14 protein-coding genes and 1 pseudogene are annotated in these 23106 nt (G+C 42.2%); 7 read left to right on the top strand and 8 right to left on the bottom strand.

The window, feature by feature from the left end; all coding sequences use genetic code 11:
• Nucleotides 1-6: 6 nt before the first annotated feature.
• A complete protein-coding gene (fdnG, locus tag PROVALCAL_RS04305; protein ID WP_096759658.1) occupies nucleotides 7-3054 on the bottom strand; it encodes a formate dehydrogenase-N subunit alpha in 3048 nt (1015 codons plus the stop codon).
• 393 nt (nucleotides 3055-3447) lie between these two features.
• Between fdnG and PROVALCAL_RS04295 the strand changes: the two genes are divergently transcribed.
• Entirely contained in the window at nucleotides 3448-4602 is a 1155-nt protein-coding gene (locus tag PROVALCAL_RS04295; protein WP_006657895.1) for a hypothetical protein, read from the top strand.
• 37 nt (nucleotides 4603-4639) lie between these two features.
• On the opposite strand, the gene PROVALCAL_RS04290 is transcribed toward PROVALCAL_RS04295, so the two are convergent.
• Together PROVALCAL_RS04290 and PROVALCAL_RS04285 are read right to left on the bottom strand one after the other, a co-directional pair.
• On the bottom strand, nucleotides 4640-4963 hold the full coding sequence (locus PROVALCAL_RS04290; RefSeq protein WP_006657894.1) for a YnfA family protein: 324 nt from the start codon (nucleotides 4961-4963) through the stop codon (nucleotides 4640-4642).
• Nucleotides 4964-5025: 62 nt separating this feature from the next.
• Complete coding sequence (locus PROVALCAL_RS04285) at nucleotides 5026-5292, bottom strand: DUF2798 domain-containing protein (RefSeq protein ID WP_006657893.1); 267 nt, start codon at nucleotides 5290-5292, stop codon at nucleotides 5026-5028.
• 271 nt (nucleotides 5293-5563) lie between these two features.
• Here PROVALCAL_RS04285 and PROVALCAL_RS04280 point away from each other — a divergent pair, with 271 nt between their 5' ends.
• The 4 genes from PROVALCAL_RS04280 (at nucleotide 5564) to aac(6') (ending at nucleotide 8477) form a co-directional block, all read left to right on the top strand.
• Entirely contained in the window at nucleotides 5564-6100 is a 537-nt protein-coding gene (locus tag PROVALCAL_RS04280) for a dihydrofolate reductase family protein (protein WP_036960502.1), read from the top strand.
• Nucleotides 6097-6690 carry a TetR/AcrR family transcriptional regulator gene (locus PROVALCAL_RS04275; RefSeq protein ID WP_006657891.1) on the top strand — a complete coding sequence of 198 codons (594 nt, stop codon included), beginning with the start codon at nucleotides 6097-6099 and terminating at the stop codon, nucleotides 6688-6690. Before PROVALCAL_RS04280 ends, PROVALCAL_RS04275 begins: the two co-directional genes overlap by 4 nt.
• 150 nt (nucleotides 6691-6840) lie before the next feature.
• Nucleotides 6841-7992, top strand: coding sequence for a beta-ketoacyl-ACP synthase III (locus PROVALCAL_RS04270; RefSeq protein ID WP_006657890.1), 1152 nt, complete (start codon nucleotides 6841-6843; stop codon nucleotides 7990-7992).
• A 41-nt stretch (nucleotides 7993-8033) separates the two neighbouring features.
• Nucleotides 8034-8477 (top strand): aminoglycoside 6'-N-acetyltransferase, encoded by a 444-nt coding sequence (aac(6'), locus tag PROVALCAL_RS04265; RefSeq protein WP_006657889.1) that lies wholly within the window; start codon nucleotides 8034-8036, stop codon nucleotides 8475-8477.
• Between the two features lie 65 nt (nucleotides 8478-8542).
• Here the strand turns inward: aac(6') and PROVALCAL_RS04260 are convergent, their stop codons facing one another.
• The 3 genes and pseudogenes from PROVALCAL_RS04260 to PROVALCAL_RS20245 all read right to left on the bottom strand — a co-directional run.
• Nucleotides 8543-8971, bottom strand: a complete 429-nt coding sequence (locus PROVALCAL_RS04260; RefSeq protein ID WP_039861583.1) for a TOBE domain-containing protein — start codon at nucleotides 8969-8971, stop codon at nucleotides 8543-8545.
• Nucleotides 8972-9249: 278 nt separating this feature from the next.
• Nucleotides 9250-9933 carry a carbonate dehydratase gene (can, locus tag PROVALCAL_RS04255; protein WP_006657887.1) on the bottom strand — a complete coding sequence of 228 codons (684 nt, stop codon included), beginning with the start codon at nucleotides 9931-9933 and terminating at the stop codon, nucleotides 9250-9252.
• Between the two features lie 161 nt (nucleotides 9934-10094).
• Nucleotides 10095-10493 (bottom strand): annotated as a pseudogene (locus PROVALCAL_RS20245) (hemolysin); the annotation flags it as partial.
• On the opposite strand from PROVALCAL_RS20245, the gene PROVALCAL_RS19945 reads away from it, so the two are divergent.
• Nucleotides 10374-10673 (top strand): XRE family transcriptional regulator, encoded by a 300-nt coding sequence (locus tag PROVALCAL_RS19945; RefSeq protein ID WP_243441089.1) that lies wholly within the window; start codon nucleotides 10374-10376, stop codon nucleotides 10671-10673. The pseudogene PROVALCAL_RS20245 and the gene PROVALCAL_RS19945 sit on opposite strands and share 120 nt — an antisense overlap.
• 193 nt (nucleotides 10674-10866) lie before the next feature.
• The gene (locus tag PROVALCAL_RS20240; protein ID WP_226890358.1) at nucleotides 10867-10953 is read left to right on the top strand and encodes a hypothetical protein; all 87 of its coding nucleotides are present in this window, start codon (nucleotides 10867-10869) and stop codon (nucleotides 10951-10953) included.
• Between the two features lie 48 nt (nucleotides 10954-11001).
• Here the strand turns inward: PROVALCAL_RS20240 and PROVALCAL_RS04240 are convergent, their stop codons facing one another.
• The gene (locus PROVALCAL_RS04240) at nucleotides 11002-11331 is read right to left on the bottom strand and encodes a hypothetical protein (RefSeq protein ID WP_006657884.1); all 330 of its coding nucleotides are present in this window, start codon (nucleotides 11329-11331) and stop codon (nucleotides 11002-11004) included.
• A 2-nt stretch (nucleotides 11332-11333) separates the two neighbouring features.
• Nucleotides 11334-23102 (bottom strand): two-partner secretion domain-containing protein, encoded by an 11769-nt coding sequence (locus tag PROVALCAL_RS04235; RefSeq protein WP_006657883.1) that lies wholly within the window; start codon nucleotides 23100-23102, stop codon nucleotides 11334-11336.
• Nucleotides 23103-23106: the final 4 nt, after the last annotated feature.

The following is a 23106-nucleotide window of genomic DNA, read 5'->3' as shown; positions in this document are numbered from 1 at the left end:
CCTCCCTTACACCTTCTCAATGTTAACTAAAAACGCTTTATACTCAGGAGTCTGAGAGTTAGCGTCCCCCACAGATGGCGTCAACGTATTGGTAATAAAGCCTTTTTGCGTTGCACCTTCAAAGCCCCAGTGAATAGGAAGCCCGACGGTTTCAATCGGTTTACCATCAACCATTAAGGTTTGCAGGCGTGGTGTAACCACGGCAATCGCTTTAATAAAGCCACGTTTGCTACTCACCTTCACCTTGTCCCCTAAAGCAATGCCTTTGGCTTTGGCTAAGGTTTCGCTGATTTCCACAAACTGCTCTGGTTGTGCAATTGCGTTCAAACGCGCATGCTTCGTCCAAGTGTGGAAATGCTCCGTTAAGCGATATGTCGTGCCGACGTAAGGGAATTCTTTGTGATTACCAAGACGCTTCTTGTCATCTTCAAAAATTCGCGCAGCAGGGTTAGAGACCACATTTGGATGCAGAGGGTTAGTTCCCAATGGCGTTTCAAATGGCTCGTAGTGCTCAGGGAATGGACCTTCTGCCATTTTATCAATCGCAAACAGACGGCCTAAACCTTCTGGTTGCATGATAAATGGACCGGTTCCTACTTCTGGCGCCGACGCGTTAAAGTCTGGCACATCGTTTCCAACCCACTTCTTACCGTTCCACTCAATCAGAACCAGATCTTTATTCCACGGTTTACCTTTGGTATCACAGGAAGCGCGGTTATAGATCACACGGCGGTTTAATGGCCATGCCCATGCCCAACCCAATGTATTACCAATACCGGATGGGTCGCTGTTATCGCGATTCGCCATCTGGTTACCTTTCTCAGTCCAGCTACCGGTGTAGATCCAGCAAGAAGACGCCGTTGAACCATCGGCGCGTAGCAGTGCGAATGAATTCAGAAGCTCGCCTTTCTTGGCTTGTAAGTTGCCATCAGCGTCATATAAATCCACCAGTGCAACTCCGTTGTTTTCTTTCGCCACTTCTTCCGATTCTGGATGGAATTGGCGTTTATAGTCCCAACGCATTTGCAGTAATGGCTCACTACCTTTACCACCTTCTTGCTCATACATTTCACGGATTTTATGCAAAATACCCGTTAAAATCTGACCATCATTGCGCGCCTCACCCGGGGCATCCGCTGCTTTCCAGTGCCACTGTAACCAGCGACCCGAGTTAGCAATAGAGCCATCTTCTTCCGCAAAACACGTAGACGGTAGGCGGAAAACTTCTGTTTGAATTGAGGCAGGATCAACGTCGTTCATTTCACCGTGGTTCTGCCAGAAGTTCGCTGTTTCTGTGGTTAATGGGTCAACCACAATTAAATATTTCAGCTTACTTAAGCAGCTAACCACTTTGTTTTTATCTGGGAACGAGGCAACTGGGTTAAAGCCTTGGCAGATATAGCCTGTGACTTTATCTTTGCTCATCATGTCAAAATACTTCATGACATCATAAGCTTGATCCCATTTAGGTAACCAATCATAACCCCATTGGTTTTCAGGTTGAGCAGCATCGCCATAGAACGACTTCATCAAACTGACGAAAAATTTAGGGTAGTTACTCCAATAGTTGACCTGATTTGGCAATGTAGCTTTTGGTGTATTCGCCGCTAAATAGCTATCAACATCTAACTGTTTTTCAGAAGGTAACGTTAAGTAGCCCGGTAAACTCGTGGAGAGAAGACCTAAATCCGTTAAGCCTTGAATATTTGAGTGCCCGCGCAGTGCATTCACCCCACCTCCACAAATCCCCATATTGCCTAACAGCAATTGGATCATTGCCATGGTGCGAATGTTTTGTGCACCAACAGTGTGTTGAGTCCAGCCAAGTGCGTAGAGGAAAGTACCCGCTTTATCCGCTGCACTTGTTGTGGCTAAAATTTCACATACTTTCAAGAAATCAGCCTGTGGAGTACCACAGATTTTCTCTACCATATCAGGAGTATAACGAGAAACGTGTTTTCTTAGCAGATTCCAAACGCAGCGCGGATCTTGCAATGTGTCATCGCGTAATGCATGACCATTCTCATCGAATTTATAGTTCCAGCTGGTTTTATCGTAACGACCTTTTTCAGCGTCATAACCGCTAAATAACCCATCATTAAAGTCAAAATCATCTCTGACAATCAAAGATGCATTCGTATAGTTTTGAACGTACTCTGCATTTATCTTATTATTTTCAATCAGATAAAGTAGTACGCCTGAAAGGAAGGTAATATCCGTTCCTGAACGAATTGGCACGTAATGATCCGCGACCGATGCGGTACGCGTGAAACGCGGGTCCACCACAATCAAGGTTGCATCATTATTATTTTTCGCTTCAATCGCCCAACGGAATCCGACAGGGTGAGCTTCAGCGGCATTACCGCCCATCACCACAATCACATTGGCATTTTTAATATCAACCCAGTGGTTGGTCATCGCACCGCGACCAAATGTTGGAGCAAGACTTGCTACCGTTGGTCCGTGTCAGACACGCGCTTGGTTGTCGACCGCTAGCATACCGAGCGATCGTGCGAATTTTTGGGTTAACATTCCCGTTTCATTGCTAGCCGCAGAGGCACAAAGCATCCCTGTCGATAACCAGCGATTGACTGTGGCACCTTGTTCATTTTTTTCAATGAAATTGGCATCACGGTCATCTTTCATTAAGCGGGCAATACGTGTAAAGGCATCGTCCCAGCTAATGCGTTCCCATTTATTCGAGCCTGGTGCACGATATTCAGGATAACGTAAACGACTGTCACTACGAATGTAATCCAGCAACCCTGCGCCTTTCGGACACAAAGCACCACGATTCACAGGATGATCAGCATCGCCCTCAACGTGGAAGATGGCTGAGCGAGCATTCATGGCCCCATCACCCATACTATAAATCAGCAATCCACAACCCACGGAACAATAGGTACAAGTATTACGCGTTTCTTTAGAACGCAATAATTTATTTTCACGTACATTAGCCATTGCCATTCCTGGCATAAAACCTAACGCAGCTACAGTTGTACCTGCCATCCCGCCGGCGCAGATTTTAAAAAACTTTCTGCGACTGACGTTCATTATTAACCTCTTTTTATTTTTGTATATTCGCGGGAGAGAATATCAGTCACTTGTAATCATATATTGCCTAAAATCAATGAAAGTGAAAATAAAGGTTAATTAATGTCATTTAGGTAGTTAATCAGCCATTAAAATTACCACTTAATGAGTAATTTTTGTTAAATTGATTCAGATCAATTAGGAAAAATATTTGGATTATAGAAATCATTATTTCTATAGGAGACTAAAATATATTTAGTTTATGTCAATATTAGCCGTTATATTGTGGTTTATACCTATGCCTTAGCCTCATTTAATATTTTTAGATATAAATAATCATTTTTTGCAGGCATTTTTAAATTAAAATGATTAATCTTTAATATTCAAAAATAATACAAATTCACTGAACTCACTATGCCATTAACTCATATTAATTCCACACCATCCGGCCAATTCCCAGCGAAAAAAGCAGGAAATATTCATAAAATTCCCGCAAGCTGGCGAGTTGCTAAAAATTTAGCCCCAAGTATTAATACAATTAAATCCACATCAACATGCCTATTAAGCCTTGATATGGGCGAGCCTATATTAGCAAAGCCCCAATCCCTCAATGCACTAAGAGATACTATCAAGGAGAGGCTGCATAGTCATCATGATGAGTCTGCTGCTCAAGGCATTGCAGTATATGGATTTGCTGCTCAGCAGCTAAATAACTGCCATTATCTTTATTCAACGAAACCTAGGAAAGCCATTACTACAATTTCTAACTTCAATACTAAATTAGATTTAGTTAAAGAGACCTTTAATTATCAATTAAGCCATAGGAATTATATTTATCAACTTTTATTCCGACAAGTCGATAATTTCATTGATGCATTATATGAAAATAAACCCAAGCATTATTTATACGTTGGCAATAAAAACCTAGCGCCTTATTTACATGCATGGAAAGAGTATCTAAATAAATCAAGCCATAAGACCGATTTATTCAAATATATACATAGCAAAGAAATCTCAATAGAAGAAAAAAACAAAGTTATTAAAAAACTTATTATTAAAAACACCTCTAGCTCAGTTGACAGTCAAGAGTTATACGATTTCATTACTAAAAATAACATTATAAATTGCACTTCATTAACTGATTTCAAGAAAAAAATAACCGAACTCAAAAATAATAAAAACGTCGATTTAGATAATTACATTATCGGATTATTTGAATTAGTCCAAAATCATTTCTTTAGAAATACCAGTAAACTTGGATTAGATTTTTTTAATGAAAATGCCTTCTCTATTGTTATGACTTGGAATGATGCAAAAAATGCACCGCTGTCATTAGCAGATATTCGTCAAAAGACCTTCAAACAAGGGTATCACCGTCTATTTGATGGGCAAAGTCATATTGAACCAATTACTTTTTCTGAGATAAGGCATTTAGATAAGCATTCGGAGCAATTTGCACATAAAATTATCAGAATCATCACCGATGATAAACACGTCGCCTTTTCCCTTGGATTAGAAGGTCATTGGGGAATATATGACAAAGCAGAATTTTTATCCGAAGCTAATTAATCATAGCGAGTAAAGGATAAATAACTTTACTCGCTGGCTATTTCCATCCACTGATAATAATTCCAGCGCCCAGTAATACGACGAAAGCGCCAACCCAATCAGTAACAGCAAGGGAAACACCATCAACCACTTTTAGCCAGATCAATGCCGTGACAATATAAATCCCACCATAAGTGGCATAAATACGTCCGCTGGCTTCAGGATGCAAAGTTAATAGCCAAACAAACAGCATTAAGCAGAGCACTGCTGGTAGTAACAACCACGGACTTCCCTGCTTTTTCATCCATAAATATGGAAAATAGCACCCCGCTATTTCCGCTATCGCGGTTAAAAAAAACAACCCAAGAATTTTTAATGGCATAACAATAGGCTTTCCAAATTAAGTCATGAACAATACCGCCCAATATTGGGCGGTACATTAAATTAAACTTGCTTAACAAGCAGCAACGAAATACGTCTTGCAATCGGCAAGATAAATAACACCGTAGGAAATGCAATCATCCATGAAAGTCCCCATGAGCTCATCCAAGGCGCATAAATTTCGGATGTAAAACCCAATGCTCTTATTGTACTAATAAGAGAAACAATGCCACTCATGACTAGGGATAGGAAGAAAGGAACCAAAAAAAATAAGGCTCGCATTGGAAGCTTAGGGATACCTAATACAAAATTACGATCTTGATACGACATAAAATCTCCGTAAATCAGCAAGTACACAACAGCATATAACTGTTGGTACAACAACGTTATATGCGTTGATTTACGTAAACGCTTACGAGTCGTAGAGACCAATTGAGAATCATTCTAATCTTTGTTCATGCTTTGTCAATATACCCTTCAATCTCTTTCTCACTCAATTTTATGCATTTTATCTTAGCAATGAATTCCACGCAGTTTCTATTGTATTATTTTCGCTTCAATTTATTATACATCGTATAATAAATTGAAGGGGAAAATGATAATGACTACCGGACATGTTTTTATTGCCACTAGCCTTGATGGATTCATCGCCCGTGATAACGGTGATATTCATTGGTTACTCCAATTAGATTCAAAGGGAGAAGATCATGGCTATGATGAATTTATGGCTAATATTGATGTGATTATTATGGGTCGAGGTACCTACGAATCCATCAAACATATCCAGCCTTGGTTTTATCATCGTCCTGTTATTGTGCTATCAAAAACACTCGCCCAAGAAACCATCCCTGATGAATTAATCGGTAAAGTATACTTTCTGGATTTATCCCCGAAAGAAATTATGAACAAGCTAGAATCTGAAGGTCATCATCGTGCCTATATTGATGGTGGTAAAGTCATCCAATCCTTTATTTCTGATGGTTTAATTAACGATCTCATTATCACGAGAATTCCTATTTTGTTAGGTTCTGGTCGCCCATTATTTGGTGAAATTCCTAACGACATTCATTTACGCCATATACAGACCACAACATTTGCCTCAGGATTTGTACAATCCCACTATGAGATACAACAATGACAATGCAAAATAAAATGGCGACCACAAGAAGTGTAGGAAGACCCAGTAAAAAACAGCCAAAAATATCTGCTGAAATCATCATAAATGCGGCAATCAAGTTTATCGATTATCATGGATTTTCAGCGTTGAGTATGCGAGCGCTCGCAAAAGAAATGGGGATCAATCCCATGACAATTTATTACTACTTTGAAGATAAAGAATGTTTAGTCAAATCCATTGCCAATCATCTATATGCTGATATTAAACCCAATTTATCGGATACACCGTCTGAACAAATAAAGCAGCTATTAACTGAATATCGAGGCTATATTGTACGCTACCCTGAGCTGACATTATCAATATTTAATCATCCCAATACATTTCCAGAACAAGCAAAGCGGATCACAGATACGCTCATCAACCTTGCAATGAAATTAAGCCTCTCCCCAGAACAAGCCACATTATGGGTATATATTTTAGTCGATTTTACTCATGGCGCGGCGCTCGCTGTATCAAATAGACAAAATATGGATAATGACATCAGTGACATAAACTATTATCACCAAGGTATTGATGCTTTATTACGTAATTTAAATAAAGACTATATTTAACAATATAATTCATTACCCAACCAATCGATTTAAAACACATTATTTATTAGTTGGTTAAATATTTTATTTATTATCCAATTATTATTTTTAGGTATATTCCTTTGTTCACATCAACATTTAGAATATTTAATTTAAATAAATAGGGAACACATGAGTAAACTTGATACTTATATTACAAAAACGTCCATATTCCTCCCTGGTGAAGCCGTTGATAACAAAGATATAGAACATGTTTTAGGTTATATTGGTGAAAAAGCATCTCGTTCCCTTCGAATTGTGCTGAAAAGCAATGGAATTAAAAAGCGCCATTATGTCCTCAACCCTTCCTCTGGTGTGGCTAATTTCAACAATGCACAAGTTACTGCAAAATCCATCCATGGATTAGTTGATAATGATTTTTCCCTCAATGATATTGAATGCCTAGCCACAGGTACAACTCTGCCCGATCAACTCATGCCAGGTCACGGCGTTATGGTTCATGGCGAACTAGGAAATACACCTTGTGAAGTTGTTTCAACATCAGGTATTTGCTTAGCTGGCTTAACTTCGTTGAAATATGCTTATTTGTCAGTCAGTTCAGGGACAACTACTAATGCAGTTGCAGCCGCATCAGAAGTTATCTCCCCCGTTTTACATGCCCGTAATTTCCAAGCTGAAAATATGGCATTGGTCGAACAATTAGTTCAGCGCCCAGAGATTGCATTTGAAAAAGATTTTCTACGTTGGATGCTTTCTGACGGCGCAGGTGCATTCTTGCTAAAAAATAAACCCAATCTACATAGCTTGTCATTACGCATCGACTGGATTGATATCTCCTCGTACGCGAATGAAATTCCTACATGTATGTATGCTGGGGCAGAAAAAGACAGTGATGGAAAATTAATTGGTTGGAAACAACTGAAACAAGAAGAATGGATTGCACGTTCAATTTTTTCCATTAAACAAGATGTGCGTTTACTTAATGAAAATATCATTGCTTTAGCATTAAAAAAACCACTACAAAAAGTCATCGAGAAATATGGAATTTCAGCGAATAATATAGACTGGTTCCTTCCTCATATTTCATCCGAATATTTTCGTCAGCCAGTATCTGAATGTTTAACTGACCTCAACTTTGCAATACCTCAAGAACGCTGGTTTACCAATCTCTCAGAAAGAGGAAATACCGGTTCTGCCTCAATCTATATCATGATCCATGAATTATTACATTCAGGACGTTTAAATAAAGGCGAAAAAATCTTATGCTTTGTTCCTGAAAGCGGTCGTTTTTCTGGTGGATTTATGCATCTAACCGTTGTTTAATTTACTTTTATTTTTAGCACTAGAATCTAGAATGAGAAACTATGACCAAAGTTTGCACGTCTGAATTAATCACTGAATGGTTAGCATTACGCTTAGCGTTATGGTCCACTTCAGATGAAAGTTCTCATTTATCTGAGATCAAAGATATTTTAAATAATCCGAATTTATCTGCCTTCTTTGCTTTTGATGATAATCAGCAGATCGTCGCATTTGCAGAAACCTCAATACGAGTGGATTACGTTAATGATTGCTCATCATCTCCAGTCGCTTATTTAGAAGGTATTTATACCGCTCCTCATGCAAGAAAACGAGGATACGCTAAAGACTTGATCAACCATGTCAAACAATTGGCGATTAAGAATACATGCAAAGAATTAGCTTCTGATACCAATCTAGATAACGAAATTTCACAGAAACTTCATCAATCTCTTGGATTTATTGAAACTGAACGAATTGTTTTTTATAAGCAACAACTTTCTGATTGATAGGTTATAGGAAAATAGATAGGTCGTAGAAGAACTACGACCTTGATAATATAGGACGGTCTAATCTATTTTTTCGTCGCTAAAATTACACTCGATGCTTTAACAATAGCAGTAACTTTACTTCCTGCCGCTAATTTCATCTCTTCGACGCTATTATTCGTCACAACAGCAGATAACTTGGTTCCGGCATTCGTTGTCAAATGAACAACGGCGTTCACACTACCAGTTTCAATTTCATCAATACGGCCGCTGAACTGATTACGTGCTGAAAACACATATTCATGCTCATCAGAGACTAAAACAACCCATGGCGCTTTAATAATTGCGACAGCCTGTTTACCTTTCTCGAGCCCCAATAATTGAGTACTGTTTTTTGTGATCACTGCGGAAATTGTTTCACCATTACCTAAACTTAGTACCACTTCATCATTAACCGCTCCAGCAACAACTGACTGGACGGTTCCGACAAGTTGGTTACGCGCTGAAATTGACATAGAAAGCTCCATTCAAAGGAAAATAAATATATACTTAAAGGGATATTAGTCTCTTTAAAATTTGTTTACAAACAATCAAAATGTTTAAACTGTCTAAATGAGTTTCAAATCACATTGACCATAAGCCCATCAATTCAACGGAAAACACACAAATAAAACAGTGTGAGATACCGAGCTGGAGTTGTGGTTAACGTTTAATTTCCCGCGTTTGATTGCTACATCATTCATCATAAAAAGCGCCGCGGAACGGTATTGTTCAACGGCGCTTTTTTATTCCATTAATTAGCAGAACAGCCCGTCGTGAACGGGGCTTTTGTTGTTAATGCTGCAATGGCTTCTCGGTAACAAAGTTCAAGTTTTGCTCGGCTATCCGCAGTAATATCGAGATCGATTAAATAGCCGTCGGTAATACCGTATATCCAACCGTGTACCATAATATCCTGCCCTCGTTTCCAAGCAGATTGTAATACTGTGGAATGACCTAAATTATAGACTTGCTCAATCACGTTCAATTCACATAAGCGATTAATTCGCTCAGTGGGTTTGAGCTCTCCTAACATTCGGCTATGTTTAAACCAAATATCACGAATATGCAGTAACCAATTATCAATTAAGCCCAATTCTTTATTATTAATAGCAGCTTCAACCCCACCACAACCATAATGCCCACACACAATGATATGCTCGACTTTAAGAACATCGATGGCGTATTGAATTGCTGATAAACAATTAAGATCAGTATGCACAACCAGATTCGCAATATTTCGATGAACGAAGAGATCGCCAGGCCCCACTTTTATGAGTTTCTCAGAAGGAACTCGGCTATCAGAGCAACCAATCCATAAAAATTTAGGTTGTTGATCTTTTGAAAGCTGACGAAAAAAATCAGGGTCCTGCTCTTTAATGGACGTCGCCCATTCTCTATTATTTACAAATAATTCTTTAACTTTATCCATCGCCATGTGGCACTCTCACTTACCAATCTTACTGTCTATCGTATTTTAAGTTTCTTATAAAAACGCAGTTAATTTAATTAACACGCCTCAATTTACCAGAAGATTATTCTCAATCGGTAAATATGCAAAAAGTAATCTGTAGATAGCTTATTTTCTGAATATAGGTGTTTTTTTGACTTCCATCCAATTAGCTGCACTTTCTCATGGGCATTGTCCGTATCACGGCTTAAATCCGCCACATTTTGCTGCTGATTACCCTTATCACGAATAACAATTTCACCCTCAGACACCGCCGAGTGTGTGGTGTTGCTCGCCGAGCCACTGCCGTTCACATTGGTCAATAAAGAGCCCGCTGCGTTCGTGACAAACTGCTCGCCGATAGGCACTTTGCCCGTACTGAATCCGCCACTTTGGCTGTCAATGTTGTAGTCGGCTTGGTTTTTGATATCCCCAAAGCCCAGCGTACCGGTGTCGAGCTTGTTTTTGTCTTTGTCTGCGGTCGAGGCGATAACCGCCCCATCCAGTTGGGTGTGTTTATCGACGGTGATATCGAAACCGCCTTTGCCTATTTGAATAGCGTGTCCGCCGATTGGCTGATATTTGAAGAGTGTCAGCTACAAGACGAGTTGAAGTTAAAGTTAAAGTTTGAAGACATCAAACAGATGGACGAAGAAGAGTTAAAATCGGTGACGTTGATTTTGGATGCACTGATTTTAAAATATCAGACTAAGAATTTGATTAAATAAATTTAGATAGCGCCATGTTCGAGTGCGGGCATCCCAACATGGCTAACCAGTGCAACTAAAGGAGTAGTCACCATGGCTACGCGCGATTGTAGTGTAAAAACTGAGGCAGCTAAAGAAGAAGCGATTAAAACCAGACGATATTCAGTGGATTACCCCCAAACCCCAACCCCAACTGACCATTAGCGGTAAGTGGTTGAAGGAAATTAGATTTGAGGTGGGTAGTCACTTTACCCTCACCCGCCAAGCCGGACAGTTGATTATCCGGCTGACTGAGGAGTGAGCGAAGTAGACTAAGGATGATCCCAGTTTGGGACTGGGATCTTTTACTTTAGTCTTCGTACTTAAAATCTATATTGATTGTCATTGTTTCTAAGTCTAAAGTGATTTCACATCCATGCCAAAATGAACTTTCTTCCGATTTTATATTATCAATATAAAAACTTCTCAAATCTTCTAATGTATCAGTCAAATCACTTATAGCTTTACCATCAGGATCGTACCAATTTAACTCATTATTTTTATCTATATAATCAAACTCATAAGTACAACCATCTCGTTCACAAAAAAGTTCAGCTCTAACGATGATTTTTTTAGCATCAGATGGACCGGAATCAACAAGTAACTGTCCAATTTTTTGGTATATAACTTGAACGTTCATGTCTATTTTCCACCTTGAGTATTCGTAAAGCTTTTGATCACTGGTCTTTCTCCTTCAATTGTATACCTTACGTTGAATTTATCTGGTCGACCACTTGTCCCTGAATATACTGGTTCAATCTTAACATTCACTTGCTTATTATTTTTCAATGCATCTGCCCACAAGTTTTCCATTTTTTTCCATTCACCTCTGTTTAAATTAGAGTTCATTGGAACAATGTTAAGTTTCTCTCCTGGTCCATTGAATCGAGTGCCAATTAAATGCCCACCTTCATCACCCGCAACGCCACATTTTCCAGCTTTACATTGCTGATAACTATTTCTATCATTGGTATTTAATGAAAGTTTTGCTTCTACACTCTGCACTCGCCCTTGAGAATCCGTCTTATAGGTGTTGTTGCCATCAACTTTATAAGTCGTATTTGGCTCTGGTTTATTGAGTTGTTTATTCCAATCACCTTTACCACCTGATTTGATTTCAACAACTTTGTGTTCGCCTACATCAGGCTTACTCGTGTTATTTTTCTTTCCTTGCAATACTTTAGCAAGAGCAATTCCCGTTGCAGCCTTCGCCAGATCCTCGCTACTCGCCCCATTATCTACTAGATTAAGAATATTTTTGACATCAACAGGAGCTATCAATCCACCAAATGTACTGTCTTTCAATAATTTTTCTTGGATCTTTTCATCGCTCAGTCCTTGAGCTTTCCATTCCGCAATAAGCTCACTACTTCTTATTGCATTAAGATAAGGATTATTTATTTGTCCTGCGACTGTCCAATCACTACCGGATAAACGATAAATATCGCCAATCCAATCAAAGCCGGTATCACTTAGCTTTTCACCTTTTTCAATCCCAGATAGCATCGCCGTTGCATATTCTGTGACTAGGTAGTTAAATTCTTCTTTGCTTAACTGGCCTGACTGGTATAACGCAACTAATTTTTCGCCTGCAGCTTTTTCTTGAGCTCGGTATTCGTTACGAACATTGCGTTCACAATCGGAATTACCTTTACAGCCAACATATTGAGCTTGTAAATCATCACTATTACCAATGCCTACATCTTCTAATTTTTTATGAAGCGCTTTACCTTTTTCATCTAACTTATCAACACCAAATTTATTGGATAATAAGTTATTCTCAACCGTCGTTTTCCCAGCCTGCGCAGCATTGGCAGCCGTCGACGTATCACCACCAACTAACCCACCGGCAATGCCCGCAGCCAAACTCGCGAACGCGCTGACGGTCGCTTTTTCACTTTCACTCAGCTGGCTTGGCTCTTTACCGTAAAGCTTCTCGGATAACATCCCAACCGCTTCACCCGTAAAAGCACCTAACGATTGGGCTCCCGCATTCTCCCCTTTTGCTAGCGCTAATGCAACGTTCGCTATCGCATGGGCGGCAAGGCGACCGGCTTTATTGTCTTCCCCAATATTTTTGGCGATTTCATTGGCGATATACGGCGCGCTAGCGTTGGCAATGGCTTTGTTAACATCGCCGCTAGCAAGCCCTTGAACCAGTGCCGTGCCCGCTTCCACCATTCGACGATTATCGCCTCCGACACCCCAGCCTGAACCTTGAATCGCAGCTTGGATTGCCTCTTCACGCGCTTGTCCAGTCAGTTCAGGGTGCTTTTTGTTCACATCATTTGTCGCATCGATTGTCGCTTGCGTTACCGCAATATCGGTAATTTGCTGACCTATCTCCCCGATAAGCTGCACTTTCTCAATCCGTTTTTGCTCTTTTTCCTTGTCAAAAATCGTATTGAGTTTCTCATGGGCATTGTCCGTATCGCGGCTTAAATCCGCCACATTTTGCTGCTGATTATCCTTGTCGCGGATAACAATTTCACCCTCAGACACCGCCGAGTGCGTGGTATTGCTCGCCGAGCCACTGCCGTTCACATTGGTCAATAAAGAGCCCGCTGCGTTCGTGACAAACTGCTCGCCGATAGGCACTTTGCCCGTGCTGAATCCACCACTTTGGCTGTCAACCTTGTAGTCGGCTTGGTTCTTGATATCCCCAAAGCCCAGCGTACCCGTGTCGAGCTTGTTTTTGTCTTTGTCTGCGGTCGAGGCAATAACCGCCCCATCCAGTTGGGTGTGTTTATCGACGGTGATATCAAAGCCGCCTTTGCCTGCCTGGATACCCGTTTGTTTGTCCACGGACTGATAATCGCTGTGCATCTCGGTTTTACTGGCATTGATGCTGCCATTTACACCACCCGCTTGGCTAACGCTGCCGCCGGCACTCATGCTGGTCTGTTTGGAATCGTATTGGTCGATGGTTTGCTGGCTCGACAGGGTTAAGTCGCCGCCGACCGTGGCTTTGACGGTTTCGCCTTTGAGGTGCGCCCCTGTCAGTGTGGTGTCTTTACCACTTTCTAACGTCAGTTGTTTACCCGCCGTCACCTCGGTGTCGGTATAGAACTGGCTGTTGCCTTTCTCAAAGCCTTTACCTTGGTTCACACTGGCGTTAACACTAAATCCATCCGTGCCATAACCCACCCCCACAGACATCCCAGAACTTTTGTTCTTGCCATCCACGGTTTGAGTGTTTTTCGCACTGTTTAAATCGATATCATTTTTTGCCATCAGCGTGATATCTTTTCCTGCATCCAATTGGCTGCCTTGCACGGCAAGATTACCTTGGCTGCCGGATTGATTACCTGTGGCCGTGAGGGTGATATTGTCCCCCGCACTTAAGCTGCTACCCGAAGCGGTATGCTGCTCGGTTTTGGTGGTTGAAGAAGACGAACTGCTGCCGTAAGAAACATTTACGCCGATGGAGGGGGCCTTATTTTGAGCCTCAGAGAGTCGAACGCCTTGTACGGCTTGTGCGCCTTGTAAGCCAGCTTTCATGCCTTTGAGTGCGGCTAACTGGCTATCATCTTCACTTTTGGCTGACTGTGCCGTCTGCACCATGCTATCGAGAGCCGCGCCTGCGGTACCGCCCAATGAAACAGTCAGTCCGCTGGACTTTGTTTCCACTTTGGTCAGGTCGGTTCGGCTATTTTCCGCCGCTGTGATATGAATATCACTGGCGGTCACCTTGATATCTTTCGCCGCAATCACATCACTGCCGTGAATATTCGCCGTGTTACCCGCCGTTAATATCACATCCCCCGCAGTGCTGCCTATCACACTGCCTTTTTGCTGGTTACTCTCACTTTCTTGGGTCACTTTTTCTGACGTTTTCCCCACCGTGAAGCCAATACCACCGGTGCCCATTATCCCCGATTTTGTCGTTTTCGAGATATGAGTTTCATCTTGGGTTTCGTCCACTGTCGTGACATTCAGCTGATTACCCGCATTGATGGCCACATCTTGAGTGCCCAGTACATTACTGCCGCTCACAATCACATCATGCCCTGCTGTGATATTGACTTTATCCCCACTCAACGTACTGCTGATAGCGGTGTTATCCGTCACGGCATCATGAGTTTCTTGCGTTTTGCTCGATAAGAATCCTTTTTCAGTACTCTTCGTGTGTTTGACGAAATCCCCAGTTTGCTCCCCAGCGGTAATATTGATATCACGCCCAACATTGACAGATAAATTCTGCTGGCTGGAAATATCAGCCGCTCTCGCAGATAAGTCTTGGCCTGCGCTCAGCGTCAAGTCACCTTGAGTTTGGATATGACTTCCGACTTCCGCGGATGTTTTTCCGCGATAATAATTACTGGAATTTCGAGTGTAATCAAAAGAGGATGCGACCTCACGGGTAGTTAAGCTAATATCTTTCCCTGCAATAAGCTGAGTTTTACCATTTACCCCTAAATTGCCCAAATCACTGGCAATCAAGTTAATATCTTGAATGGCTGTTAGGGTTAGTTGACCATTATCGCCCGTTACATAAATACTGGCTGGGCGGTCGAGCCATTTGGCATCCCCCTCTGTACGCTGCGCAGTTTCACTGATGATATCGCGTCCCGCAGAAAGCGAAACGTTATCTAACCCACGAATGGCTCCGCCAACATTGTGGATATCTTTTAATGCATTCAATTGAACATTTTTGCCTTGAATGCTACCGCTATTTTGAATGTTTTCTGCACGTAAATCAGTGAATTCTCGGCTGCTGAGCTCTCCGCTGTTGAGAATATCCCCTGCCATATCAACGCTAACATTGCGTCCAGCCAACAGAGCACCATTACCGTTTAAGTCCCCTTGGCGCGCTCTGACGTATACTTGTGGGACACTCACTTTTTCGACTCGCCCATCAGAAAGCGTGACTTCTTTGTTCACCATCCAGACAATATCGCTTGTCAGATTTGCCATCTGTTCCGGTGTCAGTGCAACCCCCGGCGTGAGGTTAAACTTCTCGCCATACGCAACGCCGTTGGTTAATAGGTGGCGATATTGTTCTTCATCGCTTTGGTAGTTTCCTAGCAAGCGCTGTCCAGTGGTGGCAATGAGTTGGTCACGCACTAAACGCTGCTCATAGAAGCCATCACCTAGGCGCTTATGGAGCTGCTCATGAGTGACGATATCGATGCTGGATAACCATTTTTTGTAGTTGGTGAAACGGGCATCGGTTTCAATCAAATACTTGCTATCACTTGAAGGTGTGATGTTAAACAGACTGTTGTCCGGTAGCTTGATGTTTGGGCCTACCGTTCTGATCACCGTATTGAGATTATCTTTGGTTTCAGACGCCGTTTCTGGCGTTATGGTTTGTATTTGCCCCGCATCGTTTTTTGCTCCAATAGATTGACCATCACTAACGTTAGCACCTTGAATATCGGTTAATTTATCGACATGTTGATTGTCTTTAACATCCACTTTTGTGCTGATATTCGGTAATTGCGCCACTTCAGCTTGTTGCCCAGCCTGTAATTCTAAAGGAACATTTGTCCCCTTTTTGAGGCCTTGTTGTGTGACTGAAGCACCTTGGTTGTTCTGAATATTGGAATCAGAAACAGAGGAAGCAGTGCCCCCCAATTGCTGAAGATTAATTTTACCAATCTCAGTTTTAGCAATCTTGCCTGCATTTTTGGTGACTTCTAACAAAAATAAAGGCAGATCTTCAGTTATGTTAAGTCCTTGGTATTTAGACGTATGCGTTTTCGTCTTCCATTTTTTACCCCCTTTATAACGCTCGATTGTATTGCCTTTATCAAGCGTATGGCGGATCCCTTTAGCCTCATCATTAGTCAGCTTATACCCTGTTAATATGAGATCTTGCCCAGCCACAATCCGGGAGTTTTCATTATTTAACTGTTGACCTTCCAGCTTTAAATTCTTGCCGCTGGTAATTAATGCAGCATCACGCTCTAATACCTGCGTTTCAGAGATAATTCGGTCATATTGGTACTCATAGAAATTTTTTGTCCAATTACCATTTTCAAACATCCGCCAACGGTTTGACTTCTCATAGTGAATACCCACATTTTTATTGATTGTACCGTCTTCATTAATAGCATAACGAGTGCGGTTACCGTTACGTGGCTGTAATTTATAACGGCGCCCATTTCCCCAATCATACCAATCAAATTTTTCACGGCTCACTTCAACGGGCTTTTCTGTCAGCTTCAAGTAAAGATCTTTATTTTCCAACAAATCGGTACGTAGAGTGAGATTGCCATCCGCTTCAATATTGGCACTGTGGTTTTTCACGCTTTTTGCGTGACCATAGGCTTGTAGCTGGTTGTTAAGCGCATAACCAATGACTAAATCACCATCACTGTAAATCAGTGCATGGTCTCGGTTAAGTAAGTCATCAACCGCCAAGTTAACACTTTGACGCCCCGCAATCACCGCAGCTCTATCATCTTGTTTGTCATTGATTAACTGCTTGGTGGCAATCGTCAATTCATCACCGTAAATGCGCCCAGTCCCTAAGTTACTTAGCGATTGTGATTGAATATAGGTCTGAACACCGTCAATTAGCCCAGTGTTGAGGGTATTGCTGCTGGCGGTAATGTGTGTTTTTTGCCCACTAATTTCACCGGATAATGCATTGATGATATTTGTGGTGGTTAAGGCGAGGTCGCCTAAGCTGGAAAATAGCCCTTTGTTCGTAAAACCTTGTCTAAAATTAGCAGTGAGGCTTTCACCTGCTTGAATGCGACCTGTATTTTCAACCTGTTGATTGATATCTAATACCAGTGATTTCTGAGCAATGATTTTGCCTTCGCCTGTCAATTGATTGGCATTAATCGCGGCAGAACCATTACTAACAATCACACCTTGCTGATTGGTTAAATCCAGCAGCTTGCCTTTAGCATTATCATTTAGCGCCAATAATGATCCCGCAGATAACATACCTTGGTTGTTGTTTATCTGCTGAGTGACAATAGCGCGAATGGCAAGTCCAGCACGGATAGCACCAGCTTGGCTATTCAGTGAGTTCGCTTGTATATCAACATTTTTCCCATCAATCCCCTTAGCTGATTGATGGGTATTTTGGTTATCAACCAGGTTTGCTGTGATGTCGAGAGACTCGTTCGCCTTGATCCAACCTTGTTGATTGAGAATATTGCGTTTCGCCACCAGCGTTGCATCATTTAGGCTCTGCAAAACACCGCTCGTGTTTTCTATTTCATTCGCATTAATCGCCAGCTTGCCACCTGATAACACCTGTCCATTCTGGTTGTCCAGGCTCTGGGAAAGATTAAGTTGATGAGTACCTTGCGACTGAATAACGCCTTTTTGGTTATCCAGTGATTGACTTGTAAGACTTAATGTTCCTTGGCTTAATACGGTGCCTTGTTGGTTAGTCACCTGTTTTGCCGTAATCGCGAGGTCTGATTTCCCTTGAATCGCGCCTTGGGTATTTTCGAGACCCGCCGTTTTTAACTCAGCGCGATCATTTCCCGCAATCACACCCTGCTGATTGAGTAAGTTTTGGTTCTGTGTATTGATAACCATATTGCCAGCCGAAACTTGCCCATTTTGGTTATCAAATTGCAGCGTCGTGAGATGCGATGCCTCCGCACTTTGGATTTGACCGTGCTGATTATGTAAGTCACCCGAATTTACCATCAGGCTTCCAGCACTTAAAATACCACCACTTTTTTGCGTATTTTGGTTACGGATTTGCTGCCCATGGGTATTTAAACTGAGTTGATTGCCCGCTTGTAAGCGCCCTTGCTGGTTATCTATCTCCCCCGACTGTACAGATAAACTATTTGCCGCAAGAATTTCCCCTTGTGTGTTATCTACCTGTTTTTTCTGAGTATCTAGACTTATCGTATTGGCGTGAATTTGCCCTTGGCGGTTAATGATATCTCCGACCATCAGCGCCAAATGCTGTCCCGCAAAAATACCGTGACCCGCATTTTTAGCTTGGTTGGTTAAGCGATGACCTTGAGTATCAATGGAGACGGTTTTACCTTTGATAACGCCCTCAGTGTTATCTAATTGAGTGACGTCTAAACGCAGGTCAGCCTGACTGCCCACTAAGCCATTTTGGTTATTCAGTTGCTGGCTCTTGAGCGTTAATTGCTGTTTCGCCACTACTCGACCAGATTGGTTATCAAGATTGGCGGTTTTCAGTGACAGGCTACCTTGGGCATAAATACCTTTATCTTCACCACTTTGTGTATTTATCAGCGCAGTACCGTGTGTATCTATGACGGAATTTCCGCCAGATTGAATGGTGCCTTGGTGGTTGTCGATTTTACCTGAATTCAGTGTGAGATTTTGAGTCGCTAACACATATCCATCTGTATTATCAAAATGCGCTTGGTGGGTGTCGATATCAATCTGTCCACCTTGCAGATAACCTTTTTGGTTATTTATCTGTTGATTACTCAACTGTAAAAGCTGCGCCGCTGCAATTAACCCAGCTTGGTTATTCACGGCTTGTGCGCTCGTGATATCAACCAGTCCTTGGCGAGAAACAATTTTCCCTTGTTGGTTATCAACCTGTTTTGCCGTGAGATTGATCTCCTTTTCTGCAACAATTGCGCCCTGCTGGTTTTTTAATTCCTTTTTGGCATCAATCGATAATTGACCTTGCTGCGCTGTTATAATTTGGCCACGTTGGTTATCCAATACAGCGCCTTTCAAGTGCAAGTCACCATTGCTTCCGATTTCACCCTCTTGGTTATTTAGATTACCAGTCAAGGAAATCACACCAGATTGGTTGCCTGTCTGTAACAGTTTTCCGCCTTGGTGATCAAGCGAGTTTGCTGTGATTTGAATACGCTCAGCTTGGGTTATGCCTTGGTTTAAAATCAGCTGATTACCTTGAATATTCAGCGATTTCCCGGCCAGCAACTCACCATCTTCGCCTTCCAGTGTTTCACTGTTTAGGGTTATATCTCCCACATTACTGATGATTTTACCTGCACGGTTAATCAGTGATTGTGTTTCGATAAACACGCCATGGCGTCCAATCAAACTGCCATCGGTATTATTGAGCGCTTGTTTAATTTCGAGGTTTAGACGCCCTTGTTTGGCACTAAAAATTTTACCGCTTTGGTTATCGAGTTGCTGAGCAAAAATAGATAATGCTCCATTGCTGCTAATATCGCCTGCTTGGTTATTCAAGCCTTGTTTAACATTAATGTTGCCTTGTTGCTCGCCCAATTGAACCAGCGTGCCATCTTGGTGGTTTAATGTCTCTGCAGTAATTTGGATATTATCCGCTTGAGTGGTGGCATGAGATAAATCGGCATCACTTGCAGTTAATGTCAGGCGACCTTGAGATAAAATTTCTCCTGTCTTGCCTGCCAGCGATTGGGTTGTAATTGCCGTATCACCTTGCTTACTAATCACTTTACCATCAAGGTTATTTAGGGTTGCCGATGTAATAGCCAGCCCTTTTTCACCAAACAGTGTGCCTTGTTGGTTATCGACCCCTCGTTTTGCTGCAAGAATCAGTTCCCCTACTTTTGAGGCGACCAGTATTCCTTTTTGGTTATTAATCTGCTCGGCATTAATCTCCAACGTACCTTGACTGCTAATATTTCCTAATTGGTTATCAAGGGGTTCCATCAAGCTAATTTCGCCTTGCGATGAGCCAGTTTGCAGCATTTCACCATGCTGATGAGATAAACTTTTACCTTCAATATTTATCTGGCTTGCCTGTGTTATTGCATTATCAAGGTTAAGCTGTTCACCACGGAGTACCAGCTTACCGTTAGATAAAATTTCACCTTTTTGCCCGTTAAGTTGCTGCGTTGTGATGACGTTATCGCCTTCGCTACCAATGATTTTCCCAGATTGATTATTGAGCTGCTGAGTGGTGAGTTGAATACCGTGATTCCCCAATAAGGTGCCTTGGGTATTATCGAATTTTTGTAGGATATTGAGAGTCAGTTTCCCTAATTTTGCGGCGATGATTTTGCCATCTTGGTTGCTGACGCTGTTGGCGTTAATCGCGAGTTCACCATGAGTGGAAATTTCACCGCTATTGTTTTCCAGAGCACCTTTAACGTTTAAGATTGTTTTATCTTCACCACTTTGAAGTAGTACACCACCGTTATGAATAAGCTGCCCTGCCATCACGGTAATATGACTGGCTTGGGTTAAACCACGACTTAGGTCAAGTTGGTGACTCTCAATACGTAAATTGCCTTTTGCAGCAATAACCCCTTCATCCCCGACAATATTGTTCGCCGTTAATTGGCTATTACCCGATAAAACATTTAACGTCCCTTGTTTATTAATAAGGTTGAGCGTGTTTATCGCAAGGTTTTTATCCGTTTGGATTGTCCCTTGGGTATTATCGAGCTTGTTATTGGCGGTGATTTTTATTTGATGATTATCATGGGTAAAAATTTTACCTTTTGAATTATCAATTTGTTGCGCTTGAAGAGTTAAATCTCCTTTCGTCGCTATCTTACCTTGTGCGTTATCAATATGATTTACCACATCGATTCGCGTGTTCTGGCTTCCTGTTTGCAGTAAATCTCCACCACGATGAGAAAAATCATCGGCTTTCATCGTCACTTGGGCTGCTTGCGTCGTGGCATTGTCTAAGTTTAATGACGACGACGTAATATTCAGTCCGCCGTTAGTTAAAATTTCCCCTTTCTGCCCATCCAGTTTTTGAGCCGCTATCTCAATCCCTTGCTTGCCCGATGCCAACACGGTGCCTTGTTGGTTATTCACCGTTTGGCCCTGTACTGTGAGCTTCCCATCACGGCTAATCACATTGCCCGACTGATTATCAAGCTGTTGGGTTTTGATGGAGGTGTCACCCGCAAGGTTGATTTCACCCTGCTGGTTATTCAATGTTTGCGTGTGTAACTGATTCGCGGAGTGACCTTTTTGAACCAATTTACCTTGCTGGTTATTGATAAAATCGGGTGCCGTAATGGTCAGATTATTCGCGACAATTTCCCCGGACTGATTATTCAGGCCTTTTTGGGCCGTTAATGTTGCATTGTCCGTCGCCAAAATATGCGCAGCTTTGGTGGCAATATCCGATTGGGTTGCCGTCACAACAATATCGTGCGCTTGGGTATTGGAATTCGAGAGGTCGACACGTTCCGCGGTAGCCGTAAACGTATCTTTCGCCACAATTTCGCCGTTGAGTGCGGCATTTTCATTCGCTGTCACCGTTAAGTGACCGGATGATGTGAGTTTACCTTTGCTATCCACCCCAGCCGCCAGTAGTGCACTGTTATCGCTCGTCACCGCTTTCGCGTTGAGTGAAGTATCACGCCCAGCAACAATTTGCCCTTTATCGGTATTGGTGATTGCCTGTTTGGCGGTTAGCTGGACATGTTGGTTAGCTAGAACGGTACCTTGGTTATTAATTGTTTGTTGGCTTTGGATATCAACGTTTTGGCTCGCCGTGACCACGCCTATATTTCCAATTTTACCGTCTACCGATAAGGTGATATTGCCCGCTTCAGCCCCAATATGCCCGGCGTTACAAACACCGACGCCGTGCTCAGTTCCGCGCATTTTGATGGTGTTAGCGTACATACCGCCAAGTGCAGAGACATCCAACGCAAATGCCGGGTCATCATCCGTTTGGCTATTATCGGTTTTGATGATGGTTTGACCGTCTGCACCGACAGTGTTTTTCCCCGTCGTGATGGCTAAATCTTTTGCATGCAATTTGGCGTTAATGTTCACCGAGCGCCCAATCAGCGCGGTATAGTTGGTTCCGTTGCTGTTATAGCCTTTACCAACAACATTGATGTTGCCCTTATCAACGTCAAAGCCTTTCACTTTACCGTTTTCAATCAGGGTTTTACCCGCTGACAATAAAGCTTTATCCGCGTTGATAAACCCGCAGCCATTACAAGTGATCCCCGCAGGGTTAGCAATGATGACGTCCGCACGCTTTCCTGCCACTTCAATGAAACCATTAAGTTGGCTTGGATTACGGCTGTTTACTTCATTCAGAATGATGGACGCCTCGCCTTTTGCCAGCCATTCGTTACCTTGAACCAACCCGCCTAATTGTGTATTGGTGGTACTGCGGCTGTTATTGAGGATCGCCCCTTTTTGGTCCACATCAAATTGGCTATATTGGTTACGCGATACCCCATCACGATTGGGTGCTTGGATATTGACCTGCGGCAAGCCGTTTTGGGTATTTAGAATCGTCGGCTGTTGATTTCCTGGCGCACTGCCATCAGCTTTAATCTCCGAAGCTTGTGCGTGGAAATTCACCATCCCCAGAGATAGCCATAAGGTCACAGCGACAGGTTTTACAGCCCAACGAATACGACAATGGCTTTCATCGGCGACTGAATGAACTGTTTGGCATACTGGTCCCGCATGATGGCTACGCGTAATGTCTGCAACTACCATCACCATCTGGCGCGCCGCATTAAAAATTAAACGATAAAATAATTTGTTCATCGTA

Source organism: Providencia alcalifaciens DSM 30120, from assembly GCF_000173415.1.
GTDB classification, from domain to species: domain Bacteria; phylum Pseudomonadota; class Gammaproteobacteria; order Enterobacterales; family Enterobacteriaceae; genus Providencia; species Providencia alcalifaciens.
This window is presented reverse-complemented; position numbering and strand designations above follow the sequence as displayed.

Bases quoted from the DNA above. Each gene is read 5' to 3' on its own strand.
- PROVALCAL_RS04295 (WP_006657895.1), top strand. From the start codon at position 3,448: ATGCCATTAACTCATATTAATTCCACACCATCCGGCCAATTCCCAGCG.
- PROVALCAL_RS04290 (WP_006657894.1), bottom strand. From the start codon at position 4,963: ATGCCATTAAAAATTCTTGGGTTGTTTTTTTTAACCGCGATAGCGGAA.
- PROVALCAL_RS04285 (WP_006657893.1), bottom strand. From the start codon at position 5,292: ATGTCGTATCAAGATCGTAATTTTGTATTAGGTATCCCTAAGCTTCCA.
- PROVALCAL_RS04280 (WP_036960502.1), top strand. From the start codon at position 5,564: ATGACTACCGGACATGTTTTTATTGCCACTAGCCTTGATGGATTCATC.
- PROVALCAL_RS04275 (WP_006657891.1), top strand. From the start codon at position 6,097: ATGACAATGCAAAATAAAATGGCGACCACAAGAAGTGTAGGAAGACCC.
- PROVALCAL_RS04270 (WP_006657890.1), top strand. From the start codon at position 6,841: ATGAGTAAACTTGATACTTATATTACAAAAACGTCCATATTCCTCCCT.
- PROVALCAL_RS04260 (WP_039861583.1), bottom strand. From the start codon at position 8,971: ATGTCAATTTCAGCGCGTAACCAACTTGTCGGAACCGTCCAGTCAGTT.
- can (WP_006657887.1), bottom strand. From the start codon at position 9,933: ATGGCGATGGATAAAGTTAAAGAATTATTTGTAAATAATAGAGAATGG.
- PROVALCAL_RS04240 (WP_006657884.1), bottom strand. From the start codon at position 11,331: ATGAACGTTCAAGTTATATACCAAAAAATTGGACAGTTACTTGTTGAT.
- PROVALCAL_RS04235 (WP_006657883.1), bottom strand. From the start codon at position 23,102: ATGAACAAATTATTTTATCGTTTAATTTTTAATGCGGCGCGCCAGATG.